Genomic DNA, 15,359 nt, shown 5'->3' with positions numbered 1-15,359 from the left:
AATAATAAAGTTTAAAATGGTAAAAAACAGAAATTTAATTTTCATCCTCGGCTCTCTGGTGCTGTTCGTGCTTCTAGCGGTGATTTACGCAAATCCGGTGCTTACAGGCAAGCAGCTTTTTCAGCACGACATCGTGCAGTACAAAGGCGGCGCGAAAGAACTGCTGGATTACCGCGCGCAAAATAGCAAAGAAACCTACTGGAGCGACTCGATGTTTGGCGGAATGCCGACTTACCAAATGGGCTCGCAGTTCCGGGGTGATATCATTAAAAATATCGATAATTTTCTGAATTTTTTACCAAAGCCAGCCAACTATATTTTCCTTCTTTTTTCTGGCTTTTTTCTTTTGGGAATGGTTGCCGTACGAAACTGGAAATATGCCCTTTTAGGCGCCACTTTTTTCGGTTTATCCACTTATTTTTATATCGCACTTGCTGCCGGACATAACGGAAAAATCCATACTGTTGCGTATTTTGCGCCGCTTTTAGCCGGAATTTTACTGGTTTATATCCGGAAAAAATATGTGGTCGGATTTATCGTGACCGCGCTTTTTATGGGCTTGCAGATTGCGGCCAATCACCCGCAAATGACTTTTTACCTTTTTATCGCGCTCGCATTTTTGTTTATTTCTGAACTAATCCGTGCTTTTCAGGGAAAAACCGACTGGAAACATTTTGGAATTTCAACCGGGATTTTAGCGCTTGCTTTTGTCTTAGGTGTCGGCATGAATTCGCAGCGAATTATGGCGAATTCCGAATACATTACCGAAACGGTGCGCGGAAAACAAATTTTAAACAACGAACGACATTCCGACGACAAAACCGGCATGGACAAGGAAAGTATGCTGATGTGGAGCTACGGAAAACTGGAAACGCTGAATCTCTTTATCCCAAGATTAATGGGCGGCGCGAGCAACGAAGCCGGTTCTGATGAAATGATGGCAAAAGTACAGCAGCTTATTCAGGAAAATGTGACCTCGCAGCAGGAAATGGATCAGATCGGGAAAGGTTTTGGCTCGCTGACCTATTGGGGCGAACAGCCTGGAACTTCCGGTCCGGCGTATCAAGGCGCCGTCGTGTGTTTTCTTGCGGTTCTTGGTTTTTTCTTCGGCTGGAAAAAATACCGATACTGGATTTTGGGCGCCTCGGTTTTGACCGTGCTTTTGGCGTGGGGCAGCAATTTTATGCCGGTTTCAGATTTCTTCATTGATTTCGTTCCGTTTTATAATAAATTCCGCGCACCAAGTTCAATTTTGGTAGTAGTAGAACTGCTGTTTCCGCTGATTGCAATTGTAGGTTTATACCGCTTTTTCAATTCCAAAGAAACTGCAGAAATTGCAAACGAAAGTTCGCTGACCTTTGAATACAAAAAGAAAATTTTGCTTGTTGTAAGCGGCATTTTTTTAGGAATTACTTTGCTATTACTCGTTTTCGGAAAACCAATTTTGGGTTTTTATACCGATACGGAAAAAACCTATTTACCGCCATATCTTTTAGAATTTCTGGTTGATGAACGCTTTAAAATGTTCGCTGCAGATGCAATTAAAGCGCTAATTTTTGTCGCCATTACAGCAACCGTACTTTTTCTGAGCTTAAAGCACAAAATTTCTCAAAACGTCGCGCTGATCGTGATTGGTTTGGTGAGCTTTTTTGATCTGTGGAGCGTCAACAAGAGATACCTGAACAACGATAATTTCATCGACAAAGCCTTTACCGAAAATCCTTTCCAAACTGAAAGCTCCGATATTTTAATGCAGAAAGTTGGTGAAAATGCTAATTTGGTCTCGCTTTTAAACAATGTAAATGTCAACAAAACGCTGGAAACAATTGCGGAAAAAGACCAGTCGCATTACCGCATTTACAACCAGACTTTAGGTGCGTTTGGTGAAACGAATACTTCGTACTTCAAATCTTCGGTCGGCGGTTATCACGCGGTGAAACTGAGACGATACGACGATTTAATTAATGAATATTTCGGAAAAATGGATACGGTAAAAGTTCCGCGAATTCTGAATATGCTGAACACGAAATATCTCATTTTCGGCAATACAGAAAAACCTGAAGTCGTTACGAATCCGGATGCAAACGGAAATGCTTGGTTTGTTTCTGATATTAAATTCGTGAATTCACCTAACGAAGAAATTGCACAAATTGGTGAAATCGACACAAAAAAAATTGCTGTCGTTTCAAGTGCTGACAAAGCTTATTTTAACGGAAAACCGCTTCAGGCAGATTCTACCGCGTTTTTAAAATTAACCAATTATCAGGCGGATGAGCTGGAATTTAAAACACAATCAAAAACACCTCAATTAGCTGTTTTCTCGGAAATTTATTACCCGAAAGGCTGGAAAATAAGCATTGATGGTAAAGAAGTTCCGTACATCAAAGCGAATTATTTACTGCGCGCAGTGCACGTTCCGGCGGGAAATCACACCGTGAAAATGGTTTTTGCACCGGATGTTATCGAGGCCGGAAAAATCGTGTCGCTGATCGCGTTTGGTATATTTTTGCTTTTAAGCGGACTCGGTTTATATTGGCTGTTTCGTAAAAAAGCTGCCGCAAAAAATTCTGTGGTAGAAGAGCAAGAAATTTCAGTTTAAAATTATTTGCCGTTTTAACGGCAATTTTTTTCGTTTTAATAAATGGATTCACCAAGAAAAATATTAATCATCACTTACTACTGGCCGCCCGCAGGCGGACCGGGCGTGCAGCGTTGGTTGAAATTCGTGAAATATTTACCAGATTTCGGTTGGAAACCCACGGTTTTTATTCCGGAAAATCCAAGTTACCCAATTGTTGATGAATCTTTGGAAAACGAAGTTTCAAAAGATCTTGAAATCATCAAAATCAAAATCTGGGAGCCGTACCAAATTGCTGAATTTTTCGGGAAAGACAACAAAAAGTTTAAAGCCGGCCAATTTGATGTTGGCAATAACCAATCTTGGAAATCCAAACTTTCCATCTGGGTTCGCGGTAATTTTTTCATTCCGGATGCGCGGAAATTCTGGGTGAAACCGTCGGCAAAATTTCTAAAAAAATATCTTCAGGATAATCATTTTGATGCATTTGTAACCACCGGTCCGCCGCATTCCATGCACTTAATTGGTTTGGAACTGAAGAAAGAATTTCCGGCTTTAAAATGGCTTGCTGATTTTCGCGATCCCTGGACCGAAATTTCTTATTACAAACATTTGAAATTAAGCAAAAGCGCGGACGAAAAGCACCGCGATCTGGAAAGACAGGTTTTTCAAAATGCAGATATTACCTTAGCCACCAGCTTTTCTGATGTGGAAAATTTCCGGAAAAATGGTGCGAATGCCTTCTGCATTACCAATGGTTTTGACCGAGATTTAGAGGAAAAATTATCGGTTAAAAAGGCAAAAAATTCCAAATTTACTTTAAGCTATATTGGAGTTTTGGAACAGCTTCGAAATCCCGAAATCTTGTGGAAAGTTTTGGAGGAATTGAGAAACGAAAATGAAGAATTCAAGCAGAATTTTGAGCTGCGTTTTGTCGGCAGAATTGATGCGAAAATTTTAGAAAAAATTGAGTCTTCTAACCTCAAAAATTTGGTTAAAAATTTGGGTTATCTCTCGCACGGCGTCGCGAATGAGGAAATGCAGAATTCAGATTTACTGCTGATTACCAATTTCCCTGACGAGCAGTCGAAAGGCATAATTCCGGGAAAAATTTTCGAATATCTGGCGACGGGAAACCAGATTCTGTCCTTCGGTCCGAAAGACAGCGATGTGAAAAAAATTCTGCTGGAAACGAATGCCGGTGAACATTTCACTTACGACGAAACTGCGCGCTTGAAAAGTTTTCTGCTTGAAAAATTTAACGGGTGGCAAAGTGGAAATGCTGTGGCTAAAACACAAAATATTGGTCAATTTGCCCGGAAAAATTTAACGAAACAACTGAGCGAAATTTTAGCAATTAACGCGTGAGGGCGTAGGCGGAAATCCTTTGTTCCTTGGCGCGGCGGCGAAGCCGCCGCGCCAAGGAACAAAGATTGGGAGCCGAAGACCGACCGGAACAAAAAAAAGAGCAAAATGAAATTTTGCTCTTTTTTTGTGTAGGGCACGCCAAATATTATAACCAACCCATTCCTTTCATCCATTCGTCGTTGTAGATTTTCCCGACGTAACGCGAACCGTGATCGTGCAGTAAAACCACCACTACATCGTCTTTAGTAAACTGGTCTTTCATCTGCAACAAAGCCGCAATTGCGCTACCCGCGGAATATCCGCAGAAAATACCTTCTTCTTTGGCCAGTTTTCTTGCGAAAACCGCACCGTCTTTATCGGTTACTTTTTCAAAATGATCGATAACCGACATGTCATAATTAAGCGGAATAATATCTTCGCCAATTCCCTCTGTAACGTAAGAATGCGCTTTTTCCGGGTGAAATTCGCCGGTTTCGTGATATTCTTTCAAAATGGAACCGTAAGTATCAATTCCAATGATTTTGATGTCCGGATTTTTCTCTTTGAAAAACTGTCCACAACCTGTTACCGTACCGCCAGTTCCGGCACCCGCAACGAAATGCGTGAGTTTTCCTTCTGTTTGTTCCCAAATTTCCGGCGCTGTAGTTTCGTAATGCGCCACGCGGTTTGATAAATTATCATATTGGTTGACGTACCAGCCATTTTCAGTTTCTTCGCCAAGGCGTTTTGAAACGCTGTAATAGGATCGTGGATCTTCAGGTGTAACATCGGTTGGACACACGATAACTTCGGCACCAACGGCTTTTAAAATGTCATTTTTTTCTTTGGACTGTTTGGAATTGGTTACAAAAATACATTTGTAACCTTTTACGATTGCTGCGAGCGCAAGGCCCATTCCAGTATTTCCGGAAGTTCCTTCGATGATCGTTCCACCTGGTTTTAGGCGGCCGTCTTTTTCCGCGTCTTCAATCATTTTCAGCGCCATTCTGTCTTTAACAGAATTTCCGGGATTGAAGGTTTCCACTTTTGCTAAAACAAGTGCTGGAAAGTCGTCACCAAGCACTTTATTCAGTTTTACAAGCGGCGTATTTCCTATCGTTTCTAATATATTTTCTGCGTATTTCATATGGTTTTTTGCGTATTAATTCCGCAATTATAACAGCTATAATTAAGGGTTTGCAAAGATATAACTTAAAATTTTAATTGTATTTAATGGCTTTTACCGGCGAGATTTTGCTGATGAGATAACTCGGTAAAACCAGTGAAATACCGGAAACTACAAGAATACCGGCGGAAATCATGAGGATGTAAAAAATGTTGAGTTCCACCGGAACCACGCTTAAATAGTAATTTTCCGGATTTAAGGTGATTACGCCGAAATATTTCTGAATCAGCAAAAAGCCAATTCCAATAATATTTCCGATCAAAAGTCCAGGAACCATTATAAGCAAAGTGTAATTAATGAAAATGGTGCGTATTTGTCCGTTCGTTGCGCCCAAAGTTTTCAGCATTCCGATGGAGTTCGTGCGTTCGATAATTAAAATGAGAAGCACCATAATGATGTTGATGATGACTACAATCAGCATAATGATGATGATTAAAGCAATGTTCATATCAAAAATCGCAATGAAATCCATGATTTGCGGATATTCTTCAGTGGCTTTTACCGTGTAGTTTTTATAACCGACAAGTTTGTCAATTTTTGGTGCGTCCTGGTCGATGTCGTTGATGTCCTTCAGAAAAACATCAATTCCACCAACTTCCTTCTGTGTCATTCCTTGAATTTTCCGCGCATGGTTAATGCCGCCAATCACGAAAATATCATCGATTTGCTTGATATCCGTTTTATAAATTCCGACCACTTCAAATTTCCGGTAAAGTGGACTTTGGTTTTCTTTTGAAAAAATAGCGACAATGCTGTCTTTTACATTCAGATGCAGGTCGTTTGCAATTTTTGCAGAAATACAAATTCCGTTATTAAAACCTTTTTCGGTGATTTTTGGCGTATGTCCGGCAACCAGAAATTTACGAAACCGCGCACTGTCAAAATCTTTACCGACACCTTTAAAAATAATTCCGGCAAAATTGTGTTCGTTGCGGAAAATTCCACTCGCTGCTACATATTTTTGCGTTGCGGCGACATCTGGTAAACCTTTGATTTTCGGGACCTGTAAACCTTCGGTGCTTAAAACCGAGGAATTATAAGAATTATTAGACTGCTTGGATTTTATGGAAATATGCCCGGAAAAATCTGCCATCCTTTCTTTAATCGCTTTTTTTGAACCCAGTCCTGTTGACACGGTAATGAGCGAAACAATCACGCCAAGTGCTACAGAAAGGCGACCAATAAAGACAATAACCCGTGAGAGATTATTTTTGTTATCTTTGGAAAAAGCAATTTTTTTAGAGAAATATAACGGAAATTTCAAGCAAATGATTTTAAAGACCAAAATTAAAGATTTACTTCTGACTATGCTAATTTATTTTGGTTTTTGCCAGATGGGTTTTGCGCAAAACATTGATAAAAACTGCTTTAAAACCGGCGCCGACCGGCCCGAATTATACTTTCCTTTGCTTAAAAATAAAACCGTGGCGTTGGTCACCAATCAAACCGGACTTTTAAGCGACGGCACTTTTCTCGTAGATTTTTTGGTAAAAAATTCGGTCAAAATACAGTCAATTTTTGCGCCCGAACACGGTTTCCGAGGAGATGCTGATGCTGGAGAACATGTAAAAAATGGCGTTGACGTTAAAACCGGAATTCCGATAATTTCACTGTACGGGAGCAATAAAAAACCAACTGCGGCGCAGGTGAAAGGACTTGACATCATTATTTTTGACATTCAGGACGTAGGCGTTCGCTTTTACACCTACATTTCAACTTTAACTTTGGTGATGGAAGCCGCCGCGGAAAATAATGTTGAAGTTTTGGTTCTGGATCGACCAAATCCGCATGACGGTTATGTTGACGGGCCGGTTTTAAAGCCACAATGGCTAAGTTTTGTCGGCATGCATCCAATTCCCGTGGTCTACGGTTTAACAATTGGTGAATATGGTAAAATGGTAAACGGTGAAAAGTGGTTAACAAAAGGCATTCAGGCGAAATACACGCTGATCCCGATGCAGCGTTACCATAAAACGCAGCGCTATGAAATTTCCGCACAACCTTCACCAAATTTGCCGAATTCCCGCGCAATAAATCTTTATCCAAGTTTATGCTTTTTCGAAGGCACGCAAGTTTCCGTAGGTCGCGGCACCAATTTGCCTTTTCAGATTTTCGGCTCTCCATGGACCAAAAATTTCCCTTTTACATTTACTCCCAAACCTTCCGCTGGCGCAAAAGATCCTTTTCTGAACGGTAAATTATGCTACGGCAGAAATCTTTCGGAAACTAATACAAATTTGCGGATGATCAATTTGGATTGGCTTCTCGAATCTTATAAAAACTACAAAAATCCGCAGCAGGACTTCTTTCTGAAAAATCTTTTTTTCGATAAACTTGCCGGAACAGATCAGCTTAGAAAGCAAATTATCGCCGGAAAAACCTCGGCGGAAATTAAAGAAAGCTGGAAAAGCGACCTTGATGCTTTTCAGAAAATCAGGGCTAAATATGTAATTTATGCTGATTAAGCGGCGAATTTTTCACAAATCTAAAAGCTGGCTTTCACCTGCATGGAACCGATGTGAATGGTGCGCTCACCCGAATTTCGTCCTTCATAATTTACATTCAGCTGAATAAATGAATTCACTGCCTGTTGTAAAAATAGCGACCAAACCTGGTTTTTTCCGGGTTTTAAACCGTCGAGCATTTGATTTCCAACGATTGAAAAATTATTTCCGGTGAATTCGTTATCGATAAAAGAAAAATTTCCGCGCACAGAAGTTTTTCGTCTTTCCCACTGCAAACCGCCGGTTAAATCTAAAGTTTTTAAAAATTCCGGACCGTCAAGCCGTTTTTTCTGACGAAAAGCGGAAGATATTTCAGCCTGAATTGCATCAGTAAATTTATAAATTGCTTTCGGTCTGCTTTCTAAATTTCGAAGCTGGTAATTTCTGGTCGAAAAAAGTTCGGACGAATTCTGGATTTGATGTAAAGAATTTTCCCATTCTAACCGCAAATTTTTGCCGAAGAAATGCCCAATATTTGCGAAATGCGAAGTCTGGCTGCGCTCTTCATTGCTGAAATTTGCGTTGATTAAATTGGTATTGTCGATAAAACGGTAATTTCCGTTCCAGCCCGATTTTTCGGTTTGATTAAACTGCACCGACGCCAGAATATTTTGATTTTTCAAAATTTGATTTTCATTATTTTCAAACGGATTGAAAACCACAACTTTTTCTCTTTTCAGATAAGAGTTTTGCGAGTTTAATGAAATGTTGAAATTCCAGCGTTTCAGAAACTGATTTTCAGAATTAAAAACCACCGCCGGATTCACAAAAAGCGCGAGCTGTAATTTATTTTTATTCGATGGAACATATTTTACAGTGTTCGTGTAAACGCGGATATACTGCGCCAAATCAGCATATTCCGCGATTTCAAACTCATCAAGTTGCTGAATTCCATCGCCATTATAATCTGTCCATTTGTAAATTCCCTGCGCGTCGGTCACTTTAATATACTGAAATTCTCGCTGCGCTTCCTGGCCATTTCCCAGTTCGTAAAAAGCCTGAAAACGCATGCCATTATTGAATAATTGCTGCTGATAAGTGAGGTTTCCAAGCACAAAATCTTGGTTATTTTGGCTATTGTAATTTTTTTGCTGATTGAAAAATTTCCGATAATGAACAAGCGCCGTCAGTGTGGAATTTTCATTTTTAATGAGCTGACTTTCTGCAAGAAAACCTAAAATTCGGTTGCTGTTTTCCAAACGGTTATCACGCACCGAATCATTATCGCGAAGGTAAATTTTGCTTAAAAGTTTCAGTCGCGCGGAATCGCCAATTTTCTTTTGTAGAAAAATTTCCTTCCAGCGAAAACTCGTAACATCCAGCAACTCAGTTTGATTAAATTTTTTCAAATTGTGCTCCATTCCGGCGCCTAAAGTCCAGCTCCCTTTCTTACCGAGATATTCTGTTTCGGCGCCGCCGCGTAGAAATTGGGTGTCCTGAAATACAGATTTCGTGTCGAGGTAAGAAATTTTACCTGTTGTTTTAATGTTTTTTTTCAAAAAACCGAAATCCAAATCATTTTTTACGCCTTGGTAAGAATTTTTTTCCTTTAGATAATTTAGTTGGTAATTTAGAAAAGAGTTGTTTTTCCATTGGTTTAAAAAACTGAAAATTAGTCTGTTTTGTGTGATCTGGTTGAATTCCTGCGCTAAGTTGAAATCGCGCGAGAATTCCACATCATTGATGCGGTCCAGAATATGAAACTGCGAGCTGATGTGTTGATATTCAAAACTCGGCGTTCCTTTCCATGTATTTTTTGTGAAAGTTTTAAAACCAAAAATTCTGCCGGCAAAACCGAGGTTTTTTTCCGAATTTTTGCTGGAGAAAAGATTAACGTCAAAATTGCTCAGCGAAAAATCTGCGCCAACTTTCCCGTCGTTCAGAAGAAATTCTGCATTGGTAGAAAAAACCTGAGATTTTTGTGGCGCCGGCAACTTCCGAACCGCGCGGTAATTACCGTTTTGCGGTCCCACATATTCAAATACGCGTCCGTTATTCGTGGTTTGCTTTATGCGGTAATCACCGTTATTATCGCCAAAACTGGTGAACGAAACCTGATATAAAGTCTGCGCTTCATCTGTAGAAAATTCATAATAATTGCCGGTAGAATTCTGTCTTAAAGCATACAGGATTTTATTAACATCGTATTCGGAAACCGTTCCGGAAGGCGCATACATAAGTTCCGGATTATTGCCGGCATTTGCTAGGATTTTTTCATCTTCTTTGGATAAATTTAAAGCTAAGGGCGCATTTTTATTATCATTTTCCAGAAACCAGTTTAAGCCAATTTTCAATTTTTCACGCTGATGCTGAACGCCGCCGGTAACCAGAAAACGTGTATAATTCCGGTTCGTGTAATTATAGGAAATCGTGATAAAATTCTGGCGCAAGATCGGCCGAAAACTGGTAAACGTAATTTCGCCGGTGTTGTAATTGATGACATAATCCAGACTTTCACCTCGCTTCATCGAAATTCCGTCAATAAAAACCTGCTCCGAGCCGGAAATAATGGTGATGAACTGCTCGCCGTTTTTGCCGTTCAAGCGATACGGACCCTGGTTTCCTTCAATTCCTTCAAAACGTACGCGATGAAATTCGCTTCGCGCCACGCCCGCAGAAGATTCCACAAAGGTTTTATTTTCCTTTCCAAATGACGTTTCGAACTGCAAACCCATGCTCCGCCTTTGGTAGCGACCAAAAAAAGTCTGATCATCGACCAAATCTAAATGTCCGGCGCGTAAAATTGAATTTTCTTTGATGTTCAGCTGCATATAAACTTTGTCGAATTCTTCCAAAGTTTGCGTGTAACCATCTGCCTGAACCGGCAAATTATGATCAGAAATCGATGCTAAAATTGTGACGTCCGGTGAAAGTCTGCCGGAAATCTGAAGATCCATGGAACTTTGCACGCTTTGTCCCTGATTATTTCCGAAAGTAATTCCTCGGATTATTGATCCTTTCGAATTGAGGTCGCCCAGCGTTTGTGATTTGGCGTTTTTTACGATTACGCCTTCATCAACAATGGTTTTACTCGGCAAACGGATGAAGTCTAAAGTATCTTTTGAGAAAATATCTTTGTTAATTTTTGCCGCCAAAATGGAGTCTTTTTTTAAAGAATCCTCCGGAATATTGGGATTGGTCCACGAAAAAATTTGCGCATTCAGCAGGTAAAAAGCGAAAAAAAAGGCGGAAAAAGCAAGTAATTTTTTAATCAAAGTGCGCAAACAAAGTGTAAAAATAACGAAAAACTGCGGCTAAAATTGTAAACGGTTCAGCACTCACTAAAAAGATAATGCTTTGCTAATTCTGTAAATATTCTGCATGTTTTATGAAAATTAAAATTATTGATGCTGTGAACGTTAAATTTTGTTCAAAGAAAATATAATTCCGGAAAATTTCTTAAATTCGGTTTGTAAATTTTAACCTTAAATTTTTTATTATGAAAAAAATCTTTACTCTTTTAAGTGTGGTTGCTATCACAGCAACTGTGTTTTCTCAGGAACTTCTGTCCAATCCCGGTTTTGAAACTGGTTTATCACCTTGGGCTGCCGGAACTACATCTTCCTATACGGCACCTGCAATCAATACAACAGATGCGCATAGCGGCACTAATTCTGCAAGTTACAATGGAGCAACAGCTACAACTGGCTTTTTCCAAAATGTGCCTGTAACGGCGGGTGAAACCTATGTAATTTCTTTTTGGTATAAATCGGCAGGTGATGGGACTGATACCAGATTATGGAGCGTTTATAAAGATGCAAGTGGGGCACCTGTTTATACTACTACTAACGCTGATACCGACGCTTTTAGAACCAATAACGGCTTTCTTGCTAACGCGTCAGTATGGACAAAATATACAGCCGAAATGGTAGCAGGACCAAACGCCACCAGCTTAGATGTTGCGGTGAGGGCATACAATGGTGCAACCTTAGCGCTATTTGATGATTTTTCTGTAATGAACAAAAAAGATTTAGCTGTTGCTGATATTTCTGCTTTTGACAAGCAAATTAAAATGAACACCAATCTTGGTAGCGCTTTAACTGTGATTCTTCCTGAAAAAGCAACCGTAAATATTTATAGTGTTGAAGGAAGATTGATGAGTTCAAACAGGGTAAACAGCGGTGATTCCATCAATACATCTTCTTTAAAGAAGGGGATGTATATTGTAACTGTGGATAACGGTACTGCTAAAGTAAGCCGAAAAGCAATTAAAAACTAAACACTATTTTTTAATCAATAATGCGGTTCTTCGGAGCCGCTTTTTTTGTTTAAAACCAGCCGCGACGCAGATAACTCGTGATTGCTGAAATATTCAGGCTGAGCGTAAAACGGATTCTTTTGCCGTAATCTTTAAAAGCCGGTTCAAAACCCAGCGAACTTTGGATTGGGAAATAAACCTCAAGAAAATCCGGAATAACCTTTAATTTTATTCCCGAATCCCAAATGAATTTCGCGCTTTCAAACTTGTTTTTATAAACGCCCGCGTCCGCATAAACATTAAACCAGCGCCACACGTGTGTATCGGAATTTACCGTGGTAATCCACTGGTTTGCTGTTGTGCCGATATAAGATTTAAAACCGCCTTCCGCGATGATGAGTTGTTGCGCCAGAACGCCCGTCGTAGCACTTTGCCCGAGCAAACCGTAAGAAAAGGCGTAGTTGGAAACACGCGAAATTCCGTAGTCAAAAAGGCTGTTTTTGGTATTGTTCGACAGGAAAACTCCACCGAAAAAGCGCAAACTTATCTTTTTGTCTTTTGCATATTCGTACCGGTAGGAAACTTCGGTGGTGATTTTCTGAAAATCTTCCATCCACTGCACACCGGTGCTGAAATACTTTTCATTAATAAGACTACGGTCCGAAAAAGCGTATCCAACGTTCCATAAATTATATTTAGAATATTCGGTGTCATTCGATTTATTCGGATCTAAATCTTTTTCGAGATACGTGTAAGAAAACGCGGCATCTCTTCGGATTTCCGCGCGCGGATCTCTCGCAAAATTCAGGTTTGCAAAGGCCCCTAATTTCCGGTAAGTTAAATCGTAATCATAGTGAAAATGCGAGGCATAAACTCCCAAATCCAGACTTCGGTAAAAAGATTCCGCGGGCTGAAAGGAATAACCAACGCTGCTGGAACCCGCTAACTGTCCGGTGCCGGAGCTGAAATATGGTGTAAAGGAATACGCAAATTTTCGCGGAAATAACGAGGTATTTTTTATATTTAAACCAAACAAAACTTTGTCATAAGCATTGAAATTCAAGCGCGGAGTAATATATATTTCATTGAATTCCGGATTCGGAATGTCTTTCAGCAGCTTTAATTTAATTTTCTTGGTGTTTGCGAAAACGCCTTTGGTGTACAGATAATTGTCGCGGAAGTTTTTTTCAGGGAAAATATAATCGTCGTTAATAATGATTTTTTCGGCATTAGACTGCGGAATATTGTACTGAACGGTTTTCCTTGTATCGTCAGTATCAAACCAAAAAGTCTTGCTGGTGCCCGATTTTTCTTCGGTTTCTATTTTAAACGGAATGGTCATTACCGTGTTTTTCGAAATTTTAACCTGAAAATCTTCACCAATTTTACGGTACCTTTTTAAGCGGAAATTTACACGGTTTTTATGCTTGATGAATTCATCCAGATAGTCCGCAGAATATCCAGAAGCTAAAGTAAGTTTATCCAGAAAAACCTGCTTGTCCACGTGTTTTCCTCTGTTTTCTGCCAAATAGTTCTGTAAAAACTGAGCAAAGTGTTCGTGACCCATTTTTTCCGCCAGAAAAGAAAATAGACTTCCGGTTTCGAAATGGCTGATCGCTGTCGCATTGAAGTTGCTGAGGTTCGCAAATTCTTCACCAATTTTCTGATCCAGATTTTGCGTCACCATATATTGGTACGCAAGTCCGTATCTTTCAGTAAGTTTCAGTTCCGAAGCGTGGAAAAATTTTAACGGCTTAATGCCCAATATTTTTGCATTTTCCGGCAAGTCGCCAAGCAGTTTTCTATCCTTATAATATTGGTGTAAATACTGGATTTCGAGGTAAGTTTTCAAACCGTTGCTTAACCAGTGATCATCATTTTTTTCAAATTTTGCTGCATTCAGCATTACGGCTTTAGAAATTACACTGAAATAGGCGAGGTCGGTTTTCTCGTAATCGGTGAATAGCTGAAAATTAAATTTCCAAAAATTAATATCATCTATGCCGACAAAATTTTCCTCCTGGCGAAATTTTTCACTGATGAAAAGCTTATCCGGCAAAAAACCGATTTTATTTTTAATGAATTTTAGGTGCAAAGGCAGGAAAAATTCCAACGCCTTTTTTTTATCTTCCGGCAAAGTATAACCCAGCTGAACCGTAATATGCTGTCCGTCAATTTCGGTCATCAGCAAATCTGTGGCACTTTTAGACAGAAAAAATTCCGGGTCTACAGGCAGGTTTCCGCTAAAAGTGGTGGCGTTTTCCTGCGTTAGATTGCTTTTTACATTCACCTCCGCGGGCAAATTAAACTGAACTTTCCAGTAATTTCCGGGACTTTGGTTTTCTTCGATGCCGCGGTAATATTTCGGCGTTTGGTTTTCATCTTCGAAACCGTCCGGAACCACGAAAAAATATTTGAAATGCGTGTCGTCGTACAGTGTGCCATAACCTGTAAACTGCGGATTCGGCAGGTTTATTTTATAATTTAAAGTCAGTTTTTTGCTTTCGCCGGGCTGTAAAGTTTGGTCTAAAGCAATGAAAATATTTTCCTGTCGCGAATTCGGTTCCAGCGAATTGCCGTCCAGGTTAATTTTCAGGTTTTCTACAGACGCCAGTTCAGATTTTTGGGCAAAATAAAGGTCATTTTTTCGGTCTTCCATCGTGCGTTTCAGCAGCGGCGTGTCGCGGTTTTTATAAGCGGCGCTCCAGTTCAGGAGTTTTATTTTATCCTGCGGAACATCAGTGGTATTATAATACACCAAAGTTTGCTCCACGTACATTTCTTTTTGATCTGCGGAAACTGTGGCAGAAATAGAAATGCTGTCCTGCTGCGCGAAGACTTCAGTAAAAAAAATCAGGAAAAAAGAAGCAAAGAAATATCTTTTCATTTTCAAAAGTGCGTCAAATATAACGATGTTTTTTTTAAAGTGACCGTGCTTTTGATTTCAAAAATTTGCCTCAAAATGAGTGTTTTTTTTCGTTTTGAAAAAGACTTTACTTCAAAAATAAAAAAGCGAAATTCTAAACGCAATTTCAGCGCCTAAATGTATTTTATCTCTAAAATATCGAAAATATTTTCTTTGTCCTTTAATTTTAATGTTGCTTTTTCGCCAACTTTTTTGTGCATTAACGCTTTTGCTAAAGGCGTAATGGATGATATTTTACCTTTGGAAACATTGGCTTCATCAACACCAACGATCTGAAAAGTCTGTTTGGAATAGTTCGCGGAATTTTTAAAAGTGACCACCGCGCCAAAATGCACCTCGTCCTGCGGTAATTTTTTTGGATCGATGATTTTCGCTGATGCGATTCTTTCGTTCAGCAGCTGTAGTTTCGCATTGATATGATTGACGGCAATTCGGTATTCTTTCTCCTGCGACGCGTCTAATTTTTCCTGCTCGGCGAGCAGATTTTCCTTTTCTGCTAAAAGCTCCCTCATTCCGTTCTCGGTGACGAAATTTTCGGTTCCGGCGGGCAAATCCGCTCTGGGAGGAACTAAAGGAACTTCTTCCTGATCATCTTCTTTTACAAAACCTCGGCTCATGGT

General features: G+C 39.8%; 9 protein-coding genes. 4 read left to right on the top strand and 5 right to left on the bottom strand.

The features are described from left to right. Positions 1–16 precede the first annotated feature (16 nt). Together OA84_RS09980 and OA84_RS09975 are read left to right on the top strand one after the other, a co-directional pair. Positions 17–2,599, top strand: coding sequence for a YfhO family protein (locus tag OA84_RS09980; RefSeq protein WP_039345474.1), 2,583 nt, complete (start codon positions 17–19; stop codon positions 2,597–2,599). A gap of 42 nt (positions 2,600–2,641) precedes the next feature. Next, on the top strand, positions 2,642–3,946 hold the full coding sequence (locus tag OA84_RS09975) for a glycosyltransferase family protein (RefSeq protein ID WP_039345471.1): 1,305 nt from the start codon (positions 2,642–2,644) through the stop codon (positions 3,944–3,946). A 145-nt stretch (positions 3,947–4,091) separates the two neighbouring features. On the opposite strand, the gene OA84_RS09970 is transcribed toward OA84_RS09975, so the two are convergent. Together OA84_RS09970 and OA84_RS09965 are read right to left on the bottom strand one after the other, a co-directional pair. Beyond that, on the bottom strand, positions 4,092–5,072 hold the full coding sequence (locus tag OA84_RS09970) for a PLP-dependent cysteine synthase family protein (RefSeq protein ID WP_039345469.1): 981 nt from the start codon (positions 5,070–5,072) through the stop codon (positions 4,092–4,094). Between the two features lie 73 nt (positions 5,073–5,145). Beyond that, positions 5,146–6,375: an ABC transporter permease gene (locus OA84_RS09965; protein WP_039345464.1), complete on the bottom strand. Its 1,230-nt coding sequence runs from the start codon at positions 6,373–6,375 to the stop codon at positions 5,146–5,148. 4 nt (positions 6,376–6,379) lie between these two features. Between OA84_RS09965 and OA84_RS09960 the strand changes: the two genes are divergently transcribed. Further along, the gene (locus OA84_RS09960) at positions 6,380–7,576 is read left to right on the top strand and encodes an exo-beta-N-acetylmuramidase NamZ family protein (RefSeq protein WP_039346060.1); all 1,197 of its coding nucleotides are present in this window, start codon (positions 6,380–6,382) and stop codon (positions 7,574–7,576) included. 20 nt (positions 7,577–7,596) lie between these two features. Here the strand turns inward: OA84_RS09960 and OA84_RS09955 are convergent, their stop codons facing one another. After that, positions 7,597–10,782, bottom strand: coding sequence for a hypothetical protein (locus tag OA84_RS09955; RefSeq protein WP_039346054.1), 3,186 nt, complete (start codon positions 10,780–10,782; stop codon positions 7,597–7,599). A 272-nt stretch (positions 10,783–11,054) separates the two neighbouring features. Here OA84_RS09955 and OA84_RS09950 point away from each other — a divergent pair, with 272 nt between their 5' ends. Further along, positions 11,055–11,834 (top strand): T9SS type A sorting domain-containing protein, encoded by a 780-nt coding sequence (locus OA84_RS09950; protein ID WP_039345460.1) that lies wholly within the window; start codon positions 11,055–11,057, stop codon positions 11,832–11,834. 49 nt (positions 11,835–11,883) lie between these two features. Here the strand turns inward: OA84_RS09950 and OA84_RS09945 are convergent, their stop codons facing one another. Continuing rightward, entirely contained in the window at positions 11,884–14,700 is a 2,817-nt protein-coding gene (locus OA84_RS09945) for an aminopeptidase (RefSeq protein WP_052252172.1), read from the bottom strand. Between the two features lie 152 nt (positions 14,701–14,852). Continuing rightward, positions 14,853–15,356 (bottom strand): GreA/GreB family elongation factor, encoded by a 504-nt coding sequence (locus tag OA84_RS09940; RefSeq protein ID WP_039345457.1) that lies wholly within the window; start codon positions 15,354–15,356, stop codon positions 14,853–14,855. Between the last annotated feature and the right edge of the window lie 3 nt (positions 15,357–15,359).

It is taken from the genome of Kaistella solincola (assembly GCF_000812875.1).
Taxonomy (GTDB): Bacteria; Bacteroidota; Bacteroidia; order Flavobacteriales; family Weeksellaceae; genus Kaistella; species Kaistella solincola.
Note: the sequence above shows the minus strand (reverse complement) of the source record. Positions and strands in the feature narration are given on the sequence as shown.